General features: G+C 63.6%; 19 protein-coding genes, 3 pseudogenes and 1 other annotated feature. Of the genes and pseudogenes, 9 read left to right on the top strand and 13 right to left on the bottom strand.

Going from position 1 to position 17,189, the window contains the following annotated elements; all coding sequences use genetic code 11:
* The first annotated feature begins 4 nt into the window (after positions 1–4).
* The 5 genes and pseudogenes from AC1Q6C_RS30675 (at position 5) to AC1Q6C_RS30655 (ending at position 4,771) form a co-directional block, all read left to right on the top strand.
* Positions 5–1,237: a GntR family transcriptional regulator gene (locus AC1Q6C_RS30675; protein ID WP_231915860.1), complete on the top strand. Its 1,233-nt coding sequence runs from the start codon at positions 5–7 to the stop codon at positions 1,235–1,237.
* A gap of 28 nt (positions 1,238–1,265) precedes the next feature.
* Positions 1,266–1,604, top strand: coding sequence for a rhodanese-like domain-containing protein (locus AC1Q6C_RS30670; RefSeq protein WP_042925975.1), 339 nt, complete (start codon positions 1,266–1,268; stop codon positions 1,602–1,604).
* Position 1,605: 1 nt separating this feature from the next.
* A complete protein-coding gene (locus AC1Q6C_RS30665) occupies positions 1,606–2,448 on the top strand; it encodes a sulfite exporter TauE/SafE family protein (RefSeq protein ID WP_042925974.1) in 843 nt (280 codons plus the stop codon).
* Positions 2,449–2,527: 79 nt separating this feature from the next.
* Positions 2,528–4,301, top strand: a pseudogene (gene ctaD / locus AC1Q6C_RS30660) (aa3-type cytochrome oxidase subunit I).
* The gene (locus tag AC1Q6C_RS30655; RefSeq protein ID WP_058228376.1) at positions 4,298–4,771 is read left to right on the top strand and encodes a hypothetical protein; all 474 of its coding nucleotides are present in this window, start codon (positions 4,298–4,300) and stop codon (positions 4,769–4,771) included. Before ctaD ends, AC1Q6C_RS30655 begins: the two are co-directional and overlap by 4 nt.
* Positions 4,772–5,196: 425 nt before the next feature.
* On the opposite strand, the gene AC1Q6C_RS30650 is transcribed toward AC1Q6C_RS30655, so the two are convergent.
* Together AC1Q6C_RS30650 and AC1Q6C_RS30645 are read right to left on the bottom strand one after the other, a co-directional pair.
* A complete protein-coding gene (locus AC1Q6C_RS30650) occupies positions 5,197–5,364 on the bottom strand; it encodes a DUF8730 family Cys-rich protein (protein WP_085950765.1) in 168 nt (55 codons plus the stop codon).
* 40 nt (positions 5,365–5,404) lie between these two features.
* Positions 5,405–6,280, bottom strand: coding sequence for a sigma-70 family RNA polymerase sigma factor (locus tag AC1Q6C_RS30645; protein WP_074447159.1), 876 nt, complete (start codon positions 6,278–6,280; stop codon positions 5,405–5,407).
* 33 nt (positions 6,281–6,313) lie between these two features.
* On the opposite strand from AC1Q6C_RS30645, the gene AC1Q6C_RS30640 reads away from it, so the two are divergent.
* The gene (locus tag AC1Q6C_RS30640) at positions 6,314–6,529 is read left to right on the top strand and encodes a YgaP-like transmembrane domain (RefSeq protein WP_006898201.1); all 216 of its coding nucleotides are present in this window, start codon (positions 6,314–6,316) and stop codon (positions 6,527–6,529) included.
* 22 nt (positions 6,530–6,551) lie between these two features.
* Here AC1Q6C_RS30640 and AC1Q6C_RS30635 read toward each other — a convergent pair whose 3' ends face one another.
* The 3 genes from AC1Q6C_RS30635 to AC1Q6C_RS30625 form a co-directional block, all read right to left on the bottom strand.
* Complete coding sequence (locus AC1Q6C_RS30635) at positions 6,552–7,670, bottom strand: hypothetical protein (protein WP_231917489.1); 1,119 nt, start codon at positions 7,668–7,670, stop codon at positions 6,552–6,554.
* A 53-nt stretch (positions 7,671–7,723) separates the two neighbouring features.
* The gene (locus tag AC1Q6C_RS30630) at positions 7,724–8,131 is read right to left on the bottom strand and encodes a DUF302 domain-containing protein (RefSeq protein ID WP_042925972.1); all 408 of its coding nucleotides are present in this window, start codon (positions 8,129–8,131) and stop codon (positions 7,724–7,726) included.
* Between the two features lie 75 nt (positions 8,132–8,206).
* Positions 8,207–8,719 carry a hypothetical protein gene (locus AC1Q6C_RS30625; protein WP_042925971.1) on the bottom strand — a complete coding sequence of 171 codons (513 nt, stop codon included), beginning with the start codon at positions 8,717–8,719 and terminating at the stop codon, positions 8,207–8,209.
* Between the two features lie 106 nt (positions 8,720–8,825).
* Here AC1Q6C_RS30625 and AC1Q6C_RS30620 point away from each other — a divergent pair, with 106 nt between their 5' ends.
* Entirely contained in the window at positions 8,826–9,554 is a 729-nt protein-coding gene (locus AC1Q6C_RS30620) for a DsbA family protein (RefSeq protein ID WP_042925970.1), read from the top strand.
* 11 nt (positions 9,555–9,565) lie between these two features.
* Positions 9,566–10,438, top strand: a complete 873-nt coding sequence (locus AC1Q6C_RS30615) for a cytochrome c biogenesis CcdA family protein (protein ID WP_042925969.1) — start codon at positions 9,566–9,568, stop codon at positions 10,436–10,438.
* Between the two features lie 37 nt (positions 10,439–10,475).
* On the opposite strand, the gene AC1Q6C_RS30610 is transcribed toward AC1Q6C_RS30615, so the two are convergent.
* The 4 genes from AC1Q6C_RS30610 to AC1Q6C_RS30595 form a co-directional block, all read right to left on the bottom strand.
* The gene (locus AC1Q6C_RS30610) at positions 10,476–10,823 is read right to left on the bottom strand and encodes a DsrE family protein (protein ID WP_042925967.1); all 348 of its coding nucleotides are present in this window, start codon (positions 10,821–10,823) and stop codon (positions 10,476–10,478) included.
* A complete protein-coding gene (locus AC1Q6C_RS30605; RefSeq protein WP_306670234.1) occupies positions 10,820–11,053 on the bottom strand; it encodes a hypothetical protein in 234 nt (77 codons plus the stop codon). Before AC1Q6C_RS30605 ends, AC1Q6C_RS30610 begins: the two co-directional genes overlap by 4 nt.
* Entirely contained in the window at positions 11,028–11,438 is a 411-nt protein-coding gene (locus AC1Q6C_RS30600) for a class I SAM-dependent methyltransferase (RefSeq protein ID WP_308216554.1), read from the bottom strand. The genes AC1Q6C_RS30605 and AC1Q6C_RS30600 overlap by 26 nt, the downstream gene beginning before the upstream one ends.
* Positions 11,439–11,553: 115 nt before the next feature.
* Positions 11,554–12,180, bottom strand: a complete 627-nt coding sequence (locus AC1Q6C_RS30595) for a peroxiredoxin (RefSeq protein ID WP_042926436.1) — start codon at positions 12,178–12,180, stop codon at positions 11,554–11,556.
* A 58-nt stretch (positions 12,181–12,238) separates the two neighbouring features.
* Here AC1Q6C_RS30595 and AC1Q6C_RS30590 point away from each other — a divergent pair, with 58 nt between their 5' ends.
* Positions 12,239–12,916 (top strand): GntR family transcriptional regulator, encoded by a 678-nt coding sequence (locus AC1Q6C_RS30590; protein WP_167349920.1) that lies wholly within the window; start codon positions 12,239–12,241, stop codon positions 12,914–12,916.
* A gap of 269 nt (positions 12,917–13,185) precedes the next feature.
* Here the strand turns inward: AC1Q6C_RS30590 and AC1Q6C_RS30585 are convergent.
* The 4 genes and pseudogenes from AC1Q6C_RS30585 to AC1Q6C_RS30570 form a co-directional block, all read right to left on the bottom strand.
* Positions 13,186–13,500, bottom strand: a pseudogene (locus tag AC1Q6C_RS30585) (integrase core domain-containing protein); the annotation flags it as partial.
* Positions 13,501–13,504: 4 nt separating this feature from the next.
* Entirely contained in the window at positions 13,505–14,902 is a 1,398-nt protein-coding gene (locus AC1Q6C_RS30580; RefSeq protein WP_051649791.1) for an IS30 family transposase, read from the bottom strand.
* A pseudogene (locus tag AC1Q6C_RS30575) lies at positions 14,902–15,893 on the bottom strand (IS3 family transposase); the annotation flags it as partial. The pseudogene AC1Q6C_RS30575 and the gene AC1Q6C_RS30580, both read right to left, overlap by 1 nt.
* Positions 15,478–15,606, bottom strand: a sequence feature (AL1L pseudoknot). (Overlaps the previous pseudogene by 129 nt.)
* Positions 15,894–16,520: 627 nt before the next feature.
* Positions 16,521–17,189 (bottom strand): TetR/AcrR family transcriptional regulator (locus tag AC1Q6C_RS30570; RefSeq protein WP_492667008.1); only part of this gene is annotated, 669 nt, incomplete at its 5' end.

The raw sequence follows: 17,189 nt of genomic DNA, 5'->3' as shown, positions 1-17,189 counted from the left end.
GGTCGTGCTGTCCGCCGCCGGTTCGGTCCTGTGCTCGCCCAGCCGGCTCGCCGCGCCACCTGCGGTAGAGCAGACCCCGGGCGACACTCCCGATCCGGCACCGACTGGCCTGATCCGGGACCGACTGGGAAGTGACGTGATGCCGCGTCGCTACGCCGACGGATTCGCCAGGTTCGGCGCGATCTCCACCAGGAGCTCGTTCGCGCTCGGCGAGAACTTTCTCGATGCGAGGGTCGTCTCGTTGCGTGTCGACGACGCTGACGGATGGTCCGTCGTGGACGGGGGAGCTGCGGCACCCGAGGTTCTCGGTGAAGATCGCTTCGACGCGTACAGAGCATCACACCCGCCCGTACGGATGTACGTACATTTGTTGTACAGTGGCCTCGAGGGGGCCAGCAGCAGGCGGCTCGAATTCGGATTCCGACACAGATCGACAGGAGGGCCTCTGATGGTTGAACCAGATCGCAGTGCCGCGCTCGACCGCTCCAGTGCGATGCCGCTGTGGGCGCAACTGCATGCCGATCTGGTCCGCCGAATCGGTGACGACGAATTCGCCGGCTCCGAGTTCCCGGGCGAGCATGCGTTGACGACGAGCTACGGCGTCAGCCGTCACACCACCCGCGAGGCCCTGCGGCACCTGCGGAACGAAGGAATCTTGATTGCAGAGCGCGGTCGGCCTTCTCGACTGGCCGGTCCGCCGGTGATCGAGCAACCTCTCGGTGCGCTCTACAGTCTCTTCGCTGCCGTGGAAGCCACGGGTGTTGCTCAGCACAGCGTGGTGCGTGCACTCGAACTGCGGACCGACCCCGCGGTCGCTGTCACTCTGCAGGTCGGTCCCAAGGCTCCGCTGCTCTACCTGGAGCGCATCCGTATGGCAGGGGCCATGCCGTTGGCGCTCGACTATGCCTGGTTGCCGGGGGATCTGGCACGCGACCTCCTGGATGCGGACTTCACTCACACGGCTCTGTACATCGAGCTCGAGCAACGCTGCGGCATCCGCCTCACCGGTGGCCGCGAGGACGTCACTGCCGTCGTCCCGGATCGGGAGGATGCGGCAGCACTCGAACTCGATTCGAAGACCGCCGCGCTGTCGATCCGCCGCTTGGGTTGCATGAATTCCCGGCCGGTGGAGTTGCGGCACACAGTGGTTCGAGGAGATCGGTTCACCGTCTCGGCCACGTTCTCACCGAGCGAGGGCTATCGCTTCGTGCCGGCCACGCCGCTGCACGCCCTGTAAGCACCCACTGATCCAAGGAGCGTTGTTCATGACTGGAGCACCACCGGAAGCCGATCCGGCCGCTGCACACGCACTGATCGCCGAATCGGGAGCCATCCTGATCGATGTCCGCGAGGACGACGAATGGGCAGCCGGCCACGCCCCGGACGCCGTCCATGTACGCCTCGGCGATCTCGATCCTGCTGCCTACCCTCCTGAGCAGAAATTGGTCGTGGTGTGCCGCTCGGGCGCTCGGTCGAGCACAGCTGTCGCGGCCCTCACCGATGCCGGTCGCGCAGCGCACAATCTGTCGGGCGGAATGAAAGCGTGGCACGAAGACGGCCGCCCTGTGGTCCGTGATGACGGCACCCCCGGCGCAGTGATCTGACATGGTCGCCACCCTCGCGATCGCAGTTGCCGCAGGGATTCTCATCGGGCTCTCCCTCGGCGCACTCGGTGGTGGGGGATCGATACTGACTGTTCCTGCCCTGGTGTATCTCCTTGCGGTCGAACCGCAATCGGCAACGAGCGCCTCGTTGATCATCGTCGGAATCACCTCGATCATCGCGGCCATCAGCCATGCGCGAGCACGGCACGTTCGGTGGCGGGCAGCGGCAGTGTTCGGAATTCTGGGCTCGGTCACCGCCTTCGGCGGGTCGATCCTCAACCGATCGGTCGACCCGCAGATCTTGCTGCTCGCGTTCGCGGCACTGATGATCGTCGCCGCCGGTGCGATGCTGCGCCGCACCCGGCGCGGACACGATGCCGACCTACCGACACCGGACCCGGCCGAGACCGCGGGAACACGCCTGAGCGCCGTCGCGGTCGCCACGAAGCCCACGAAAGTGAAGATCACCGCGTCGCAGGTAGTCAAGCTGGTCGCGTCCGCGCTCGTCGTCGGCTTCCTCACCGGATTTCTGGGAGTAGGCGGCGGCTTCCTCATCGTCCCCGCTCTGGTTCTGGCACTGGGCTATTCGATGCCCGTCGCGGTCGGAACGTCACTGGTGATCATCTCCATCACCAGCGCGGGAGCCTTCACCGAACGCCTCGGCACGGGTGCCACCATCCCGTGGGAGATCGTCGTACCGTTCACCCTCGCGGCAATCGCAGGCTCGTTCGCAGGAAAAGTCATCAGCGACAAAGTCACTGCCACCACACTCACCCGTAGCTTCGCAGCCCTGTTGCTCGCCGTGGCCGTCTACGTCACCGTCCAGGCCTCCATGGCCCTGTAACGCACATCGTTGTGCATCACAGCCTATTTCTGCGCACGCAAATGCGGCGCATCGCACACCTGGATCGAGGAGATCGTCGATGACCGCACTGATTCCCCGCCCTGAGGCGGCCAGGCCGTATCCGGCGCGTAGTGAACCCAAGGGCTGGACACTGCTGCAGTTGGTGACCACCACCGATCACAAGACGATCGGCAAGATGTATCTGGTCACCTCGTTCGGTCTGTTCCTCATCGGCGGGTTGATGGCGTTGTTGATGCGATCCGAACTGGCTGTGCCGGGATTGCAGTTCCTGTCCAACGAGCAGTACAACCAGCTCTTCACCATGCACGGCACGATCATGCTGTTGCTCTACGCAGTCCCGGTGGCGTACGGATTCGCCAATTACATTCTGCCGCTACAGATCGGCGCACCCGACGTAGCGTTCCCGCGCCTCAACGCGTTCGCGTACTGGCTGTATGTCTTCGGGTCGCTGATCGTGCTCGCCGGGTTCATCACTCCGGGAGGTGCCGCGGACTTCGGATGGACCGCCTACACCCCACTGACGAGCGCACTGCATTCCCCCGGTGTCGGTGCCGACCTGTGGGTACTGGGTCTGATCCTGTCCGGCTTGGGCACGATCTTGGGTGCGGTCAACTTCATCACCACCGTGGTGTGCCTGCGCGCACCCGGCATGACGATGTTCCGGATGCCGATCTTCACCTGGAACATACTCGTGACCTCGGTGCTGGTACTGCTGGCGTTCCCGACCTTCGCGGCCGCGTTGGCCGGGCTGGCCTTCGATCGACACTTCGGTGGTCACGTGTTCGACCCGGCGACCGGGGGAGCGGTGCTCTGGCAGCACCTGTTCTGGTTCTTCGGCCATCCCGAGGTCTACATCGTCGCGCTCCCGTTCTTCGGCATCGTCTCCGAAATCTTCCCGGTCTTCAGCCGCAAACCCATCTTCGGCTACAAGGGCCTGATCTTCGCCACCCTCGGCATCGCAGCGCTCTCGATCACGGTGTGGGCGCACCACATGTACGCCACCGGAGCTGTTCTGCTGCCGTTCTTTTCGTTCATGTCCTTCCTCATCGCCGTGCCGACCGGGGTGAAGTTGTTCAACTGGATCGGCACCATGTGGCGAGGACAGGTCACCCTGGAAACCCCGATGCTGTTCAGCATCGGGGTTTCTGATCACGTTCCTGTTCGGCGGACTGACCGGTGTGCTGCTGGCCAGCCCCCCGATCGATTTCCACGTCACCGACACCTACTTCGTGGTGGCGCACTTCCACTACGTGCTGTTCGGGACCATCGTCTTCGCCACCTACGCCGGGGTGTACTTCTGGTTTCCCAAGATCACCGGACGCATGCTCGACGAACGCCTCGGCAAGTGGCACTTCTGGACGACGTTCGTCGGCTTCCACATGACGTTCCTGGTTCAGCACTGGCTCGGCAACGAAGGGATGCCGCGCCGCTACGCCGATTACCTGCCCTCCGACGGATTCACCACCCTGAACCTGATCTCCTCGATCGGAGCGTTCATCCTCGGACTGTCCACGCTGCCGTTCGTGTGGAATGTGTTCAAGTCCTACCGATACGGCGAGGTCGCGACCGTCGACGATCCCTGGGGCTACGGCAATTCCCTCGAATGGGCCACCACCTGCCCACCGCCCCGCCACAATTTCACCGAACTACCCCGGATCCGCTCCGAGCGGCCGGCGTTCGAGCTGCACTACCCTCACATGGTCGAACGTATGCGCACCGAAGCCCATGTCGGGCTGACGGGCCACACCGCCGACGTGCGGGCGCCGTCCGAAATCATCGCCGACGGCGTCGAAGAGGGCACCGCCAGCGGGACCTCAGGGGAGAGTCGGTGACGGGCACGCGGAGACTGCGCTCGACGGGTGCCGCTGTCCTGGTACCGGGGCGGGTGTCGTACGCGATAGCGGTCGCCATGGGGTTCTATGTGCTCGCGCTGATCCTGGTGTTCACATTCCTCGTCCCTCGACTCTCTCCCGGGTCAGCGACCGCTGTCACCGCTGCCGTGGTGGCCGGCTTCGCGGTGCTGCTGATGGCGGCGATGATGTTCGCAGCCCGCACGCCGCTGCATCCCGCAGCAGTGTCTCCGGTCCGCGACACGGCGGCGGACCGAGAGGACGACATCGTCGAAGGGTGGGCGGTGGTCCTGGAATCCGACGTCGATTCACGGCGGGTGGAACTGGAAGTGACGGTGCCCGGGGCCGGAACGTACCGGTGCGATGTGCGTGCAGAACGGTCGATCGTCCGCGCACTGGGACCGGTGCCACCATTTCGGTGTGGGTCGACCCGCAGCACCGTCGGTCGTTGACCTTGGTCGGGGTCGGTCCGAGCATCGACGATGCGTCCGGGAACGGGCGTTGCTGATCGAGCAACCTCGCCCGCACCCCGCGCGGCGGCGAAAGCCACTCCACGGTCGCAGACGTCGATCACGACCACCCTCCGTTGCCCGCCGGACGGCTGGCTGTGCTGGTGATCGACGTGAGTGTGCCTGCGCGACATCGATTCTCCCGCGACGAAGCCCCAGCTTGCTGGCGATGGCACGTGTGGTCGTGGTGTTGCACCTGATCGGGTGGGGACTGTTCGTTCACTAGGATGCGGACCTGCGCATGCACGGTCCGACCGGTCGACGCCGCGACGGGCGAGACCACGAAGACCGGGACCGTGACAACCGAGATCGCGAAGAAATACGACTCGGGTCGCAGCCCTGGCAGGACCAGGGCTGCGGACCGCGATCTACTTTTTGGAGAACATGCGGGAGAACAATCCCGGTGACTTCGGATCGGAGTCGTGCCCCTTGCAGCGATTGGACGCCGGAACGCCCCGCATCACCTGATCGACGTGTTGACCACATCCCGCCCACGTCGTTTTTCCGCATTTCTTGCACGTGACAGCCCTGCACATGAGTCTCTCCCTCGGTCGACGAATCACGCCCCAATATACCCTATGGGGTATCCGATTGAGGGTGTCGGGGGTGATCGGTCCTCGCGGCGGGCAGGGGTCCGCCCAAGCGGGCGACGTCGTAGACGAACTGTTCGGGTACCGCGCTGGTCCACGGCCGCAGGCCGAGTGCGGTCTTGATACCGATCAGGGCCTGTGCGATGGGTGGGCACCGGCGACACTGCCGCAGGTGCGCATCGATGCGGGCCGAGGCGTCGACATCGAGACGCCCGTCCAGGTAGTCCGATGCCGCGGCGAGTGTGCGCCTGCATGCCTGGGAGTCGTTTCGCGGGTGTGCGGGACCGTCGTCGAGGGCGCGTAGCAGCTTCACCCGTGCGCGGTGGATGCGCTTGTACACCGCCGCGGTGGTGAGCGCGCCGACCGCACCGATCTGTGTCGCCGTCCAGCCCTCGCCGTCGTGTAATGCCAGGACCATTCGATCCTCGACGGTCAACGTCGCCAGCGCCGCTCGCACCGTGGACCGATCGCTCAGCGCCTGCGCCACCGTCTCGGGATGCTCGAGGTCGCTGATCGGTCCATCGATCTCGCCCGTGCCCGACGGTTCGGTGCGCTGATTCTCCGCGCGTGCGGCCACATCGCGGGCACGATTGATCGCGATTCGATACAGCCACGTCGTGAGCGCCGATTCGGATCGAAACGTTCTCCGGTTGCGCCACGCGCGTTCGAGGACGTCCTGCACCAGATCGTCGGTATCGGCCGGTGATCGTGTCATCGCGGCTGCGAAGCGACGAAGAGTCGTGCCCTGGTCGATCAGATCGCGCGCGAAGCGCTCGTCGTATGCCGCGCTGTCGAGGTCGGGGCTGGGCTGTTCGCGCGAGGAGCCATGGATTGGTCCACTTCGTCGTTCTCGCCCGTCCAACAGTGAAAGTCCCTCTACAGAACTGGAATCATCATGTCGTTCGTCGAATTCATGCGCAGTACTGCCGGACGCGCACTGCGCATCGTGGTGGGAATAGCTCTGATCGTGGTCGCCGTCGTGCTCGGCGGTGTCGGGGGCATCGTGGTGGGAGTGATCGGCGGTGTCTTCGTGCTGACTGGGGTGATCAACGTGTGTCTGCTCGGCCCGTTGTTCTCCGTCGATCTTCGAGGTCGACCCAAGACGTCCTGAACGGGGTGCGCGGGCGGGCAGCTCAGAAATGGGGGATCACCTTGAACGCGGTGTACCCGTCGTTGCTCTGGGCCAATGCGACACCGTTCGAGGTCACTGCTGTCGGCGCCGCACTCGGTGATGTGCCGGTGACGCGGCCGGAGGTCGCATCGATGGCGGTCACCCCCGAGTCCGACGCGCCGTAGACGATGCCGCCGACCAGAGCGAAGCGGTCGGCACCGGGAAATTGATCGGCGGTGAAACCTCGGGTGCCGTACTGCTCGAACAGGACAGCGATTCCGTCGTCGGTGAGGTCTGCGGTGGTGATCATCGTCGCCCCGCTACTGCTGTCGGCGGTCACCACCATCGGACTGCGGCTACCGCTGATCCATCGGATCTCGGCATCGGAGAGGCGATAGACCGCCTGGATCGGTTCGGGACGGGTCGGGATCGTCCATGCCACGACCACTGCATTGCCGGCGGTAGCGACGAATCGTGCGCTCCCGGGGATCGCTGCGGGGGGCGGGGTGAGAGTGTCGGTGGACCAGGCGATGTTGCCGGTATCGGCGGTCACGACATGCGCTGTGTCGCCGTCGACGGTGACCGCGTATCCACCGGATTCGGAGACCGCACCCGCCAGGTCGGTGCGGTGTCCGTCGGTTTCCGAGACGGCGGCGACAGCCACGGGCGCATCCGTTTGCGAGCAGTCGGCGTCGATCAGCAGCCCGGCCCCGGTCAGGCAGCCTGCAGTGGAGACCGGACCCCATACGAGGTCGCCGGTGCGGGTATCGCGGGCGGTCATCGTGGCCGGTGCCCCCGAACCGGAATCATCGATGTCCTCGGTGATCAACAGCTCACGGTTGTGTGTGCTGGTGACCGCGAACTCGTCGCGATCGGCGGGTACGTCCACGCCGAATCGTGGTGTGCCGGCGTCGTCGAGTACCTGCACCCGGTGCGAACCGGATGCGTCCGAGGAGTCGACGACTCCGACGAACCCGTCCTCGACGATGTGAGGCTGCGACAGGAACGGGATCGACCACAGGGCCGTGTCTCCGAAGCCGCCGGCGGCGCGGACGGCGACGACGGGTGCGCCGCCGGATCGGTGCCCGTGACGTCTCGAGCAGGCGAGGAACTGCACCCCGACACCAGCGCGACTGCGCACAGTGCAACGGTCCCGATCACCGCCCCCGCTCTGCCGATGCGGTGCGCACCCATCTATGTGGTGGTGCTGTCTCCGCCGAGTGCCATGATTGCGCTCTGCAGCAGTGCAGTGGCCCGGTCGGCGACCTCGGCCAGGCCCGCTGCATCCGAGAGCCCCACCATCACCTGGGGGTTCATCGCTTCGACGATGGTGCTGCCGCCGTCGGCTCGCACCACCACGTTGCACGGCAGCAGCAACCCCACCTGCCGATCGGTGTCGATCGCAGCCTTCGCCAACTGCGGATTGCAGGCTCCGAGAATGACGTAGCGTTCGATGTCTGCGTCGATCTTGCTCTTCAACGTCGACTGCATGTCGATCTCGGTGAGCACTCCGAACCCCTGTTCGGCGAGTGCCTCACGGGTTGCATCGACAGTTTCCTCGAACGGCATGTCCACTCGGGTACCGATGGCCAATTCGGTCATAGTTCGTTCGGTTCCTTTCGATCGATGGGGGTGGTGGTCACTCACAGTGGTCCGCGTGGGTCCACCGATACTCGATCATGCCGCGCAGGACGCTGCGGTGCAGTCACGCTTGCGCCATCGCACGATCACGGCAGCGGTCAACATCGTCAGTGATACCCCCGCCAGGAACGGCTGGATCGGGGCCCATAGTCCCAGGGCACCCGAGGTGCCGAGCGCAAGCAGCACCAGCTTGTTGCACACCGGACATCCGACGGCGAAGAAGGTCAATGCGACACCGAGGGCGGCGGGTGTGCCGGTCCGCTCGACCCGCGCGGGTTTGTCGATCCCGAACCACAGTGCGGTCAACAGGGCCGTGGCCAGCAGAACCGGAAGCTCCCATGCCCGCACCGGCACTTCACGGCCGAAGACGGGCGTGTCGATGATGTCGGTGGGAATGCCGACCACCAACACGGTGATCACACCGGCGACAGTGCCGCGTGCCGCCCGCATCCCCCAACGCCGGTACCGAGAGAACTGGGCAACCACCTCGTCATCGGAACGGCCTGCGGTTTCGACGTCGAGGCGGTCGGACGTGGCGGGCTCGGTCATCAGCGAGGATCTCCTACGGGTTGTAGTTGTGTGAGTAGGGTGACACTGTGAGGCTATACCCAGATGGGTATCGCTGCCAGTATTGCCGACTGCCGAAAGGTATTGCATGACTTCGACATCTCGCTCCACTCGCCGACGCGACCTTGTGCTCCTGGCCATCGCCGTGGTGGTGGCGGCCGTGCTCGTGGGAGCTCTCGTGCTCGGAACGACAGGTGACGGCGAGCAGTCGGAGGCGGCACCGGACGCCGGGTCGAGCAGCGTGAGCGGCCCGCCGGCGATGGGACCGCTCGGCGATCTGGCGCACCGCGAGCCCGATGATCCGATGGCCCTCGGCGACGTCGAGGCCCCTGTGGTGATGATCGCCTTCTCGGACTTTCGGTGTCCGTTCTGCGCCCAGTTCAGCCGGGAAACCGAGCCGCAGCTGATCGATCGATACGTCGATACCGGCACCCTGCGCATCGAATGGCGAGATCTACCCATTTTCGGGCAACAATCATTCGATGCTGCCCGGGCCGGACGCGCGGCCGCCGCCCAGGGCAAGTTCTGGGAGTTCACCCGCGCCGTCTACGCCGATGCACCCGAGACCGGTCACGCGGACCTGACACTGGAGACGCTGCAAAGCTACGCGCAACAGGCCGGGGTACCGGATCTGGCTCGGTTCACCGCCGACGCCACCGGCACCGCATTCGATGCCGCGATCACCGCCGACTCCACCGAAGCGCAGTCGCTGGGTATCCCGGCCACTCCGGCGTTCTCGATCAACGGTGATCCGGTTCTGGGCGCACAACCGTTCTCGGAATTCGTCGATCTGATCGACACCGCAGCCGGCGCGTAGGGCGGCCCGCGATGTCGCAGATCGGACTTCTCGGAGCATTTCTCGGCGGGCTCCTGGCACTTCTCAGTCCATGCTCGGCCCTGCTGCTCCCTTCCTTCTTCGCGTACGCCTTCGACGGGGCCGGCAAGCTCGCCGGCCGCACCGGGATCTTCTACCTCGGGCTGGCAGCGGTCCTGGTGCCCCTCGGTGCCGGAGTCGGTGCCATCGGCTCGGCGATCACCCGGTATCGCGAGGTCACCACCATGATCGGCGGCGTGGTCATCATCGCACTCGGAGTGATGATCATCGTCGGTCGCGGCTTCGCGCTGGGGTCCGCTCAGAGAGCAGCCGCGCGCATCGACGTCTCCTCCACCGGATCGGTCTTCGCCCTCGGCGCGGTCTACGGGCTCGCAGGGTTCTGCTCGGGACCCCTGCTCGGCGCGGTCCTGACCGTTGCCGTCGCCGGCGGTCAGGCCGCATACGGCGGAGTGCTCATGGCACTCTACGCAGCGGGGATGGTGATACCCCTGTTCGTGCTGGCGCTGGTATGGGACCGATTCTCGCTCGGATCACGAACGTGGTTGCGCGGCAAGGAAATCAGCATAGGACCGCTGAAGACGCATACCACGTCTCTGATATCGGGGGTACTTTTCATCGGTATCGGAGTGCTGTTCCTGCTCACGGAGGGCACAGCGAACCTCGGCGGCGTCATGGGGGTCGACAGTCAGTACTCGCTGCAGGTCTGGATCAGCGATGTGGCCGACGCGGTACCGAACACCGCAGTACTACTGATCGCAGTGCTGATGATCATCGCAGTCCTGACGGTGCGCATCGTCCGTGGTCGAGGCCGTGACACCGCAGCCGAGTCCTCCGAGCTCGGTGAACGCGAGAACCGAACGCCCTGAGACGATGTGCCTACGACACTGGAGCGGGGATGTGATGTCAGGCGTAGAGCTGTGACCACCCATCTCGCTGACGTCGAGCGAGATGGAGCACTACAGCGGGAACCACTTCGACACCCATCAGCAGATCGTCGTCACCGAGCCCTCTGCCCTCCAGACTGTTGCGGCATGCTTTCACCGTGATGGAGGCCGAATCGATCAACGCCCGCATCTCCAGGGAAATATCCGAACAGCGCAGGGCCGCATCGAGACCCGGTCCGAAGCACACGACTTCGATCGTCACCGGCTCGGTCGCAGCATCGAGAAGGTTGTGGATCGCCCGCACCACCACGGTGGGTGTGGTGTTGACGGCGAACACCACACGCAGGGGAGTCGGATGATCGGTCACGTGAAAGTTCCGCTCTTCAGATCACGGTGAGCTGCGGCGCCCCACGGCTGTGCATGGAGAAGAACATCGATGGCCCGACCCTCGCCGACAGGGCGGACCAGATGTTCCAGCTCGTGGACCTGCAATCCGCTCGCGGCGCGGGCGAGGTCGTCGATGGCGGGCAGGATCGACGGATCCGGCGGGCCCCCGACTCCGTGAGTGAAGTTATCGAGCGCATGACCGAGATACAACAGCCGTCCACCCGGTGCGAGCCAACTTCCTGCACCGGCAATGACGGCAACCAACTCGTCGACCGGTAGATGCAGGAAAGCCGATGGCCACCAGATCCACCGGGCCGGGCGGCTCCCAGGCCCGCACGTCGGCAACGGTGTAGTCGATCGACCGGTCCTCCCCGCCGCTGCGTGCGAGTTCGATTGCCACAGAAGAAAAATCGACAGCATTCACCGTCCACCCCGCGTCGCCCAACCATCGAGCGTGGCGCCCGTTCCCGCACCCCAGATCGACCGCCCGGCCAGGGGGCAGCTCCGCAAACCGCGCAGACAGGGCAGCCGCCGGGGCCGACCCCCACGGATGCTCGACGCTGCTGTACCGAGCATCCCAGTCCGACGAATTCACTGATTCACGCCTTTCCACCGCTGACCACCGCAGGGTCGGACAACCCCACGCGTCGACGAAGCTGTGACTCACTGCACTGTACCCCGGGGGGTAACAGCGCGAACGAGTGCCCTGGTCAGGGCTGCGCGGTCAACCGCAGATAAGGCTTCAAGGTTCGATATCCGGGGAACCGTGTTGTTGCCTCGTCGTCGGAAACGCCCAGTCCGATGATCACGTCTTGACCCGGCTGCCAATCGGCGGGCGTAGCCACTGGCTGACCGTAGGTCAGTTGCAAGCTGTCGATCGCGCGCAGAATTTCCGTGAAGTTGCGGCCGGTGGACATCGGGTAAGTGAGGATCAGCTGTACCGACTTGTCCGGGGCGATGACGAACACCGAACGTACGGTGGCCGCCGCGCTGGCGCTCGGGTGAATCATGTCGTAGAGCTCGGAGACTGCGCGATCGGTGTCTGCGATCATCGGGAAATTCACTGCTGTGCCTTGCGTTTGACCGACATCGCCTTCCCATGCCAGATGCGAATCCACCGAGTCCACAGAGAGGCCGAGTAGCTTGACTCCACGTCGGTCGAACTCAGGTTTCAGCCGCGCTGCCGCACCGAGTTCGGTTGTGCATACGGGCGTGAAGTCACCGGGGTGGGAGAACAGCATTCCCCACGAGTCTCCCAGCCATTCGTGGAAGGAGATCGTTCCTGTGGTCGTAGCGGCGGTGAAATCTGGAGCTGTATCGCCCAATCGAATACTCATCGGTGCATCCTCTCAATAATGGTAGATCCTAAATAATCGATCATCTATGATGGTACATGTGAAAGTCCCCTCGGAGTCGACGGATACTCGGTCAAAGACAGGGCAGGGCGTCACGGTGACCGGTCTGCCCGAACAAATCAAAGATCTGCTGTGGGAACGAATAGCCGATGGCACGTACCCGCCAGGAGATCGGTTGATCGAGACGCGGATCGCTCGTGAGCTCGGCGTGAGCCAAGGTCCCGTCCGTGAAGCTCTTCGGCAGTTGGCCGGAATGGGCCTGGTGGTCTTCGAAGCGCACCGCGGGTGCCGAGTCAGACGGGTCGACCAGGACGAGCTCGATGAGGTGTCAGTGGTGCGCGCCGCACTGGAAGAGACAGCAGCACGACTGGCAGCCGGTCGCGGCATGGCGGTGGACCGCATTGCCGATGAAGTCGACGGTATGCGCTCCGCCGCCGTCACCGCGAACCGTCGAGCATGGGTCGCGCACGCTATGGCATTCCATCGGCTCGTCGTCGCGGCCTCCGGCAACAGCACACTGCTGTCGACGTGGGAGCATCTGTCGATCGAAGGTCGAACCGCTCAACTCGTATTGGCACCAGGATTCGACATGGGTGCCAGCACGGAACAGCACCAAGTAATACTCGAAGCGCTCGGTGCGGGCGATGCCGAAAGGGCCGCTCGGCTGTCCCGCGAACACGAAGAGACCTTCATCCGCGGTGACCCCACGTCAGATTGAGCGGAAGGGCGCGACCACAACGACCGCAGCTGCCTCTGCTTCGCGGCCCGTCACCTATCCAAACGGCGTGGCCGGTTCGGTGGATTCGGACGTCAGGCGACGCTATGCGTGATCCACATCTAGCGTTGGTGACGGTGTATGAAACCCGTGCTCAGTTATGCGAAAAACCGAACGAACCCGAACCACGCCCCGGCGGTAAACGCGCCCAGTCACCGGATGATTCCGTAGCACTCGCTCACTCTGTGAATCGCACCGGCGAGTCCGGAGACTTACTGATTTGAGAACTCCGCAATTCGCGTAGTTCTGTGTTCACCGTAGTAGAACGCCTCGAGTTCGGCAGGAGGCACATCCCCACAATGCTCGTAGAGTCGCCGGTGGTTGAACCAGTCCACCCACTCCAACGTCGCGATCTCCACATGCTCGACCGTTCGCCACGGCCCACGAGGTTTGATCAACTCGGTCTTGTACAACCCGTTGATCGTCTCGGCGAGAGCATTGTCGTAACTCGACCCAGTCGCCCCGATCGAGGCATCGATACCCACCTCAATGAGCCTGTCGGTGAACGTAATTGACGTATATTGGGCGTATTCAACCGGTCGTCGCAACAGTGTGTTGTTGTGCAGATCGTAGCAATTCTTCGAATACCTCCGCGGGGGTGCGCCAATCAAGGATTCCTCGGGGGCGGTTGTTGATCACGTTCGCCACTGCGGTGATCTCCGCGGAATTCCATCGGGAAAGGTCGGTCCCCTTCGGAAAATACTGGCGTAGCAAACCGTTGAGATGCTCATTGCTGCCTCGCTGCCATGGGCTCTTGGCATCAGCGAAATATACTGGGACACCGGTCTGTTCGGTGAAGAGTGCGTGAGCTGAGAGTTCCTTGCCTCGATCCCATGTCAAAGACCGCCTGAGGGTTTTCGGTAGAGGGGTGACGGCCTTGGCCAGGGCGTCTTTCATGGTCAAGGCGCCGTAACCGGCCAGTGCTGGGCCGTTTTTCCTCGGGGGAATCATCCCGTATCCTTTTTGGCGAGGGAGATGGACGAGCACCGCGTAGCGGGAGGTGCGCTCGATCAATGTCGCTACCGCAGAACGCTTCAGTCCGATGATTAAGTCGCCCTCCCAGTGGCCGGCGAGTTTACGATCAGCGACCTCTTTCGGACGTTTAGCCAGCACGGTGTCTGCAGTGACATGAGCCCACGTTTGCTGGCGTGCACGCGATCTGGGCATTCGTTTGGTCCTGCCTCGCCGTAGATGCCAGGATTGCATTCGCTCCAACCCGCCACGGCTTTCGATGTAAAGAGCCTGGTAAATCGCCTCGGCTGAGATCCTCATCGATTCGTCATCGGGGAAATCGAGCGGCAGCCGTTTCGAGATCTGCTCGGGGCTCCACCCCGTCACCCACGCCCGATCTCCGCGATGGGGTTTGTTCTTCCCATCCCAAGACGGACCGTCAGGACCTACGACTTTCCCTGTGGTGGTGTGGACCTCACCGCTGAGCCTGTCCTGCACGTACTCACGCAATCGACCGTTGATGACCATTTTGGCGACCCTGGGCCTGCGAGCACGACGCTCGGCATGCCATTGAGCTGTCGATGCTTTGTACTCGAGTCGGTAGGTTCGCGTTGACGCGTTCCTGCGCAGCTCCCGCGAGATCGTCGACGGGCTGCGGCCCAGACGGCGAGCAATTTGTCGGACTCCTTCGCCTTGCGCACGCCAAAGCGCGATGTCCTCACGCTCGGACGAGGAGATGTACCGTCCAGAAACACTAGGGGGCAGTTGCGGATTCACTCCACCAGCATGCTTGAACCAACGATGAGCGACCGGCTCTGACACTCCGGCGGTAATCCCCGCGTCAACGGTTTTCGCTCCACCGGCGATCGCGATCCAGAAGCGAACCCGGTCTTCACGCCAGGCTATTGTCGGTCGCCCTGGTGAAGCGATCTGTCCTCGATATTCCCGGACTCGTTTCTGCCTCTCGATGGCTCTCATCGAACACCTCTATCGGGTAGGTGTTGCGACGACCGGTTGAATACGCCTTGCGACCCGCGGTCGTTGTGGTGAATGAGCCCGGCCAGTTCGGTAATCCCTTCTCGGCGTCGAGTCCAGATCGCGTGCTCGATCGCATCGAGTACCAACGGTGTCGCCATCGTCGTCGCAGTCCTCCAACCCAGAATCCGCCGTGAATACGCATCGATCACGAACGCGACGTACACCCAACCCGACCACGTCGAAACATAGGTAAAGTCGGCTACCCACAACACATTTGGCGCAACCGGGTTGAACTTTCGCTGCACCAGATCGTCCGCCCGACGGCCTTGTGGATCTGCGATAGTGGTCCGTTTCGCCTTGCCTCGACGTGCACCTTCGAGCCCGAGGACACCCATCAACCGTTCGACCGTGCACCGTGCCACGTCGATGCCTTCTCGACGCATTTCCAGCCACACCTTCCGGGCTCCGTAGACCGAATAATTCTCGGCATGTACACGGCTGACCGCGGCTTTGAGCTCTTCGTCGCGCAGAGCCCGCCGAGATGCGGAACGATTGCGCGCGTCGTAGTAGGTGGACGGCGCAATTGAGCAGCCATGCTCGCTGAGCACCCTGCACATCGGCTCGACGCCGTACTCACTCTTGTATCGGTTGATGAAGTCGATGATCACTTGTTGTTGCGGTCGAGCTCCGCTGCGAAGAAAACCGATGCCGAATTCAGGATCTCGTTGGCGCGCTTGAGTTCCCGATTCTCGGCTCGAAGTTTGCGCATCTCCGCTGCCATTTCGCTCGTCACACCGGGACGTTCGCCGGCGTCGGTCTGAGCTCTCCGGACCCAGTTGAGCAGCGTTTGCGCTGTTCCGATGCCGAGTTTGTCAGCGACGGATTCGACTGCGGCCCACTCGGACGGGTACTCGTGTTGGACTTCTGCGACCATCCGCACTGCCCGCTCACGCAGTTCGGGCGGGTACCTCTTGTTCGTTGCTGAGGACATGACTCCATCTTTCCCAAAGGATGAAGTCTCCGGAAACTCCGGTTCGATTCACTGATTCCGTTGTCGGCGAGAGGCTGCTCGCTTCGTTAGCGAGATTTGTGGACATCACTCTTTAAGCTATGTCGACTTAGTCGACCCTCTAGTGCAGTCCACTTCTGGCATAGTGCAGCCGTCTTCTGAAACTGACATCAGTCGCGCCCAGACGCCCGTTCTTAACCGTCCGGTATGACGACGGTCAAAACGAACACCCAAACCGGCAGGAGGGCGCTCATCGTGTTTCGGATAAGAAGTGATCGTTGATCTTCTTGTTGGTGGTGTGCGTATGTGACTCCGGAAGAGAAGTTGTGGAAGCGTCACGGCGCTCGGTGGCCGTAACAATGCTGGCTTTGCCGGATCGTCGATGTCCTCGACGTCGACGACACATCGACGACCGTCCTGCCTTACCTCGAACGCCGCGAAGCGCTCGTCAACCTCGGCCTTCAGCACCCACGCATCAAGGTCCCACCACACCAACAACGCGCAGGACGGCTGCGCTGAGTCGCCGTCCACTACAGCATGCTTGCTACGACACCGGGCTCTGCGGGTCCGCGACACTTTTTGTTCTGACCGACTGGCCCAGGTCTTCGGTTACCGCGTTCTGTGCTCGGCCGGAGTGGTTGATGCCGCGCCTATTCGGTGGGTGGTGAGGAAGTTGTCGACGAGTCGGGTGCAATCGTCGTGGTCGATGGTGCGCAGTCCGGTGAGGTGTGCGAAGACGATCGGGCCGAGGAGTTCGATGAGGGCGAAGGTGGTGTCGAGTTCGCCGAGCATGGCACGGGCGTCGGGGCTGGTGAGGATGTAGTCGAAGGGTTGGCGGTATTGCTCTATGATGCGGGCGCGTAGCGAGGTGATCGCGGCCGGATCGGGGCGGCGGGCGGGGTCGGTGTGGGCGTCGCCAAGGGACCCCATGGCCAGCCATGCCAGGGTGGTCATCTGTACTGGGGCCTGTTCGATGAGGTCGGATTCGGTGGTGAGCAGTGCGATCAGCCGCTCGCGCACGGGTCCGGTGCCGGAAGGGGTGTCGACGTGAGGGAGTAGCCGTTCGAAGGTTGCCGCGAGCAGGTGATTGGTGCTACCGAAGTGTCGGTATAGAGTCGCGCGCGCGACCCTCGACATGCGGGTGACGGCTTCGACAGTGACCGCTTCGACGCCACCGGTGGACAGCAGATGGGTGGCCGCATCGAGTAACCGGTTGCGTGAGCGTGCTAGCCGCGGATCGGCCTGCTCGTCGACTGCGGTGAGTGAGTCGGTCGTGGC

The organism is Rhodococcus sp. MT28, from assembly GCF_058792695.1.
This window is presented reverse-complemented; position numbering and strand designations above follow the sequence as displayed.

Coding starts and splice junctions, on each gene's coding strand:
- AC1Q6C_RS30625 (WP_042925971.1), bottom strand. CDS start 8,719: ATGACCGAGCCCGCCACGTCCGACCGCCTCGACGTCGAAACCGCAGGC.
- AC1Q6C_RS30665 (WP_042925974.1), top strand. CDS start 1,606: ATGGTCGCCACCCTCGCGATCGCAGTTGCCGCAGGGATTCTCATCGGG.
- AC1Q6C_RS30615 (WP_042925969.1), top strand. CDS start 9,566: ATGTCGCAGATCGGACTTCTCGGAGCATTTCTCGGCGGGCTCCTGGCA.
- AC1Q6C_RS30630 (WP_042925972.1), bottom strand. CDS start 8,131: ATGACCGAATTGGCCATCGGTACCCGAGTGGACATGCCGTTCGAGGAA.
- AC1Q6C_RS30620 (WP_042925970.1), top strand. CDS start 8,826: ATGACTTCGACATCTCGCTCCACTCGCCGACGCGACCTTGTGCTCCTG.
- AC1Q6C_RS30640 (WP_006898201.1), top strand. CDS start 6,314: ATGTCGTTCGTCGAATTCATGCGCAGTACTGCCGGACGCGCACTGCGC.
- AC1Q6C_RS30595 (WP_042926436.1), bottom strand. CDS start 12,180: ATGAGTATTCGATTGGGCGATACAGCTCCAGATTTCACCGCCGCTACG.
- AC1Q6C_RS30580 (WP_051649791.1), bottom strand. CDS start 14,902: ATGAGAGCCATCGAGAGGCAGAAACGAGTCCGGGAATATCGAGGACAG.
- AC1Q6C_RS30670 (WP_042925975.1), top strand. CDS start 1,266: ATGACTGGAGCACCACCGGAAGCCGATCCGGCCGCTGCACACGCACTG.
- AC1Q6C_RS30650 (WP_085950765.1), bottom strand. CDS start 5,364: ATGTGCAGGGCTGTCACGTGCAAGAAATGCGGAAAAACGACGTGGGCG.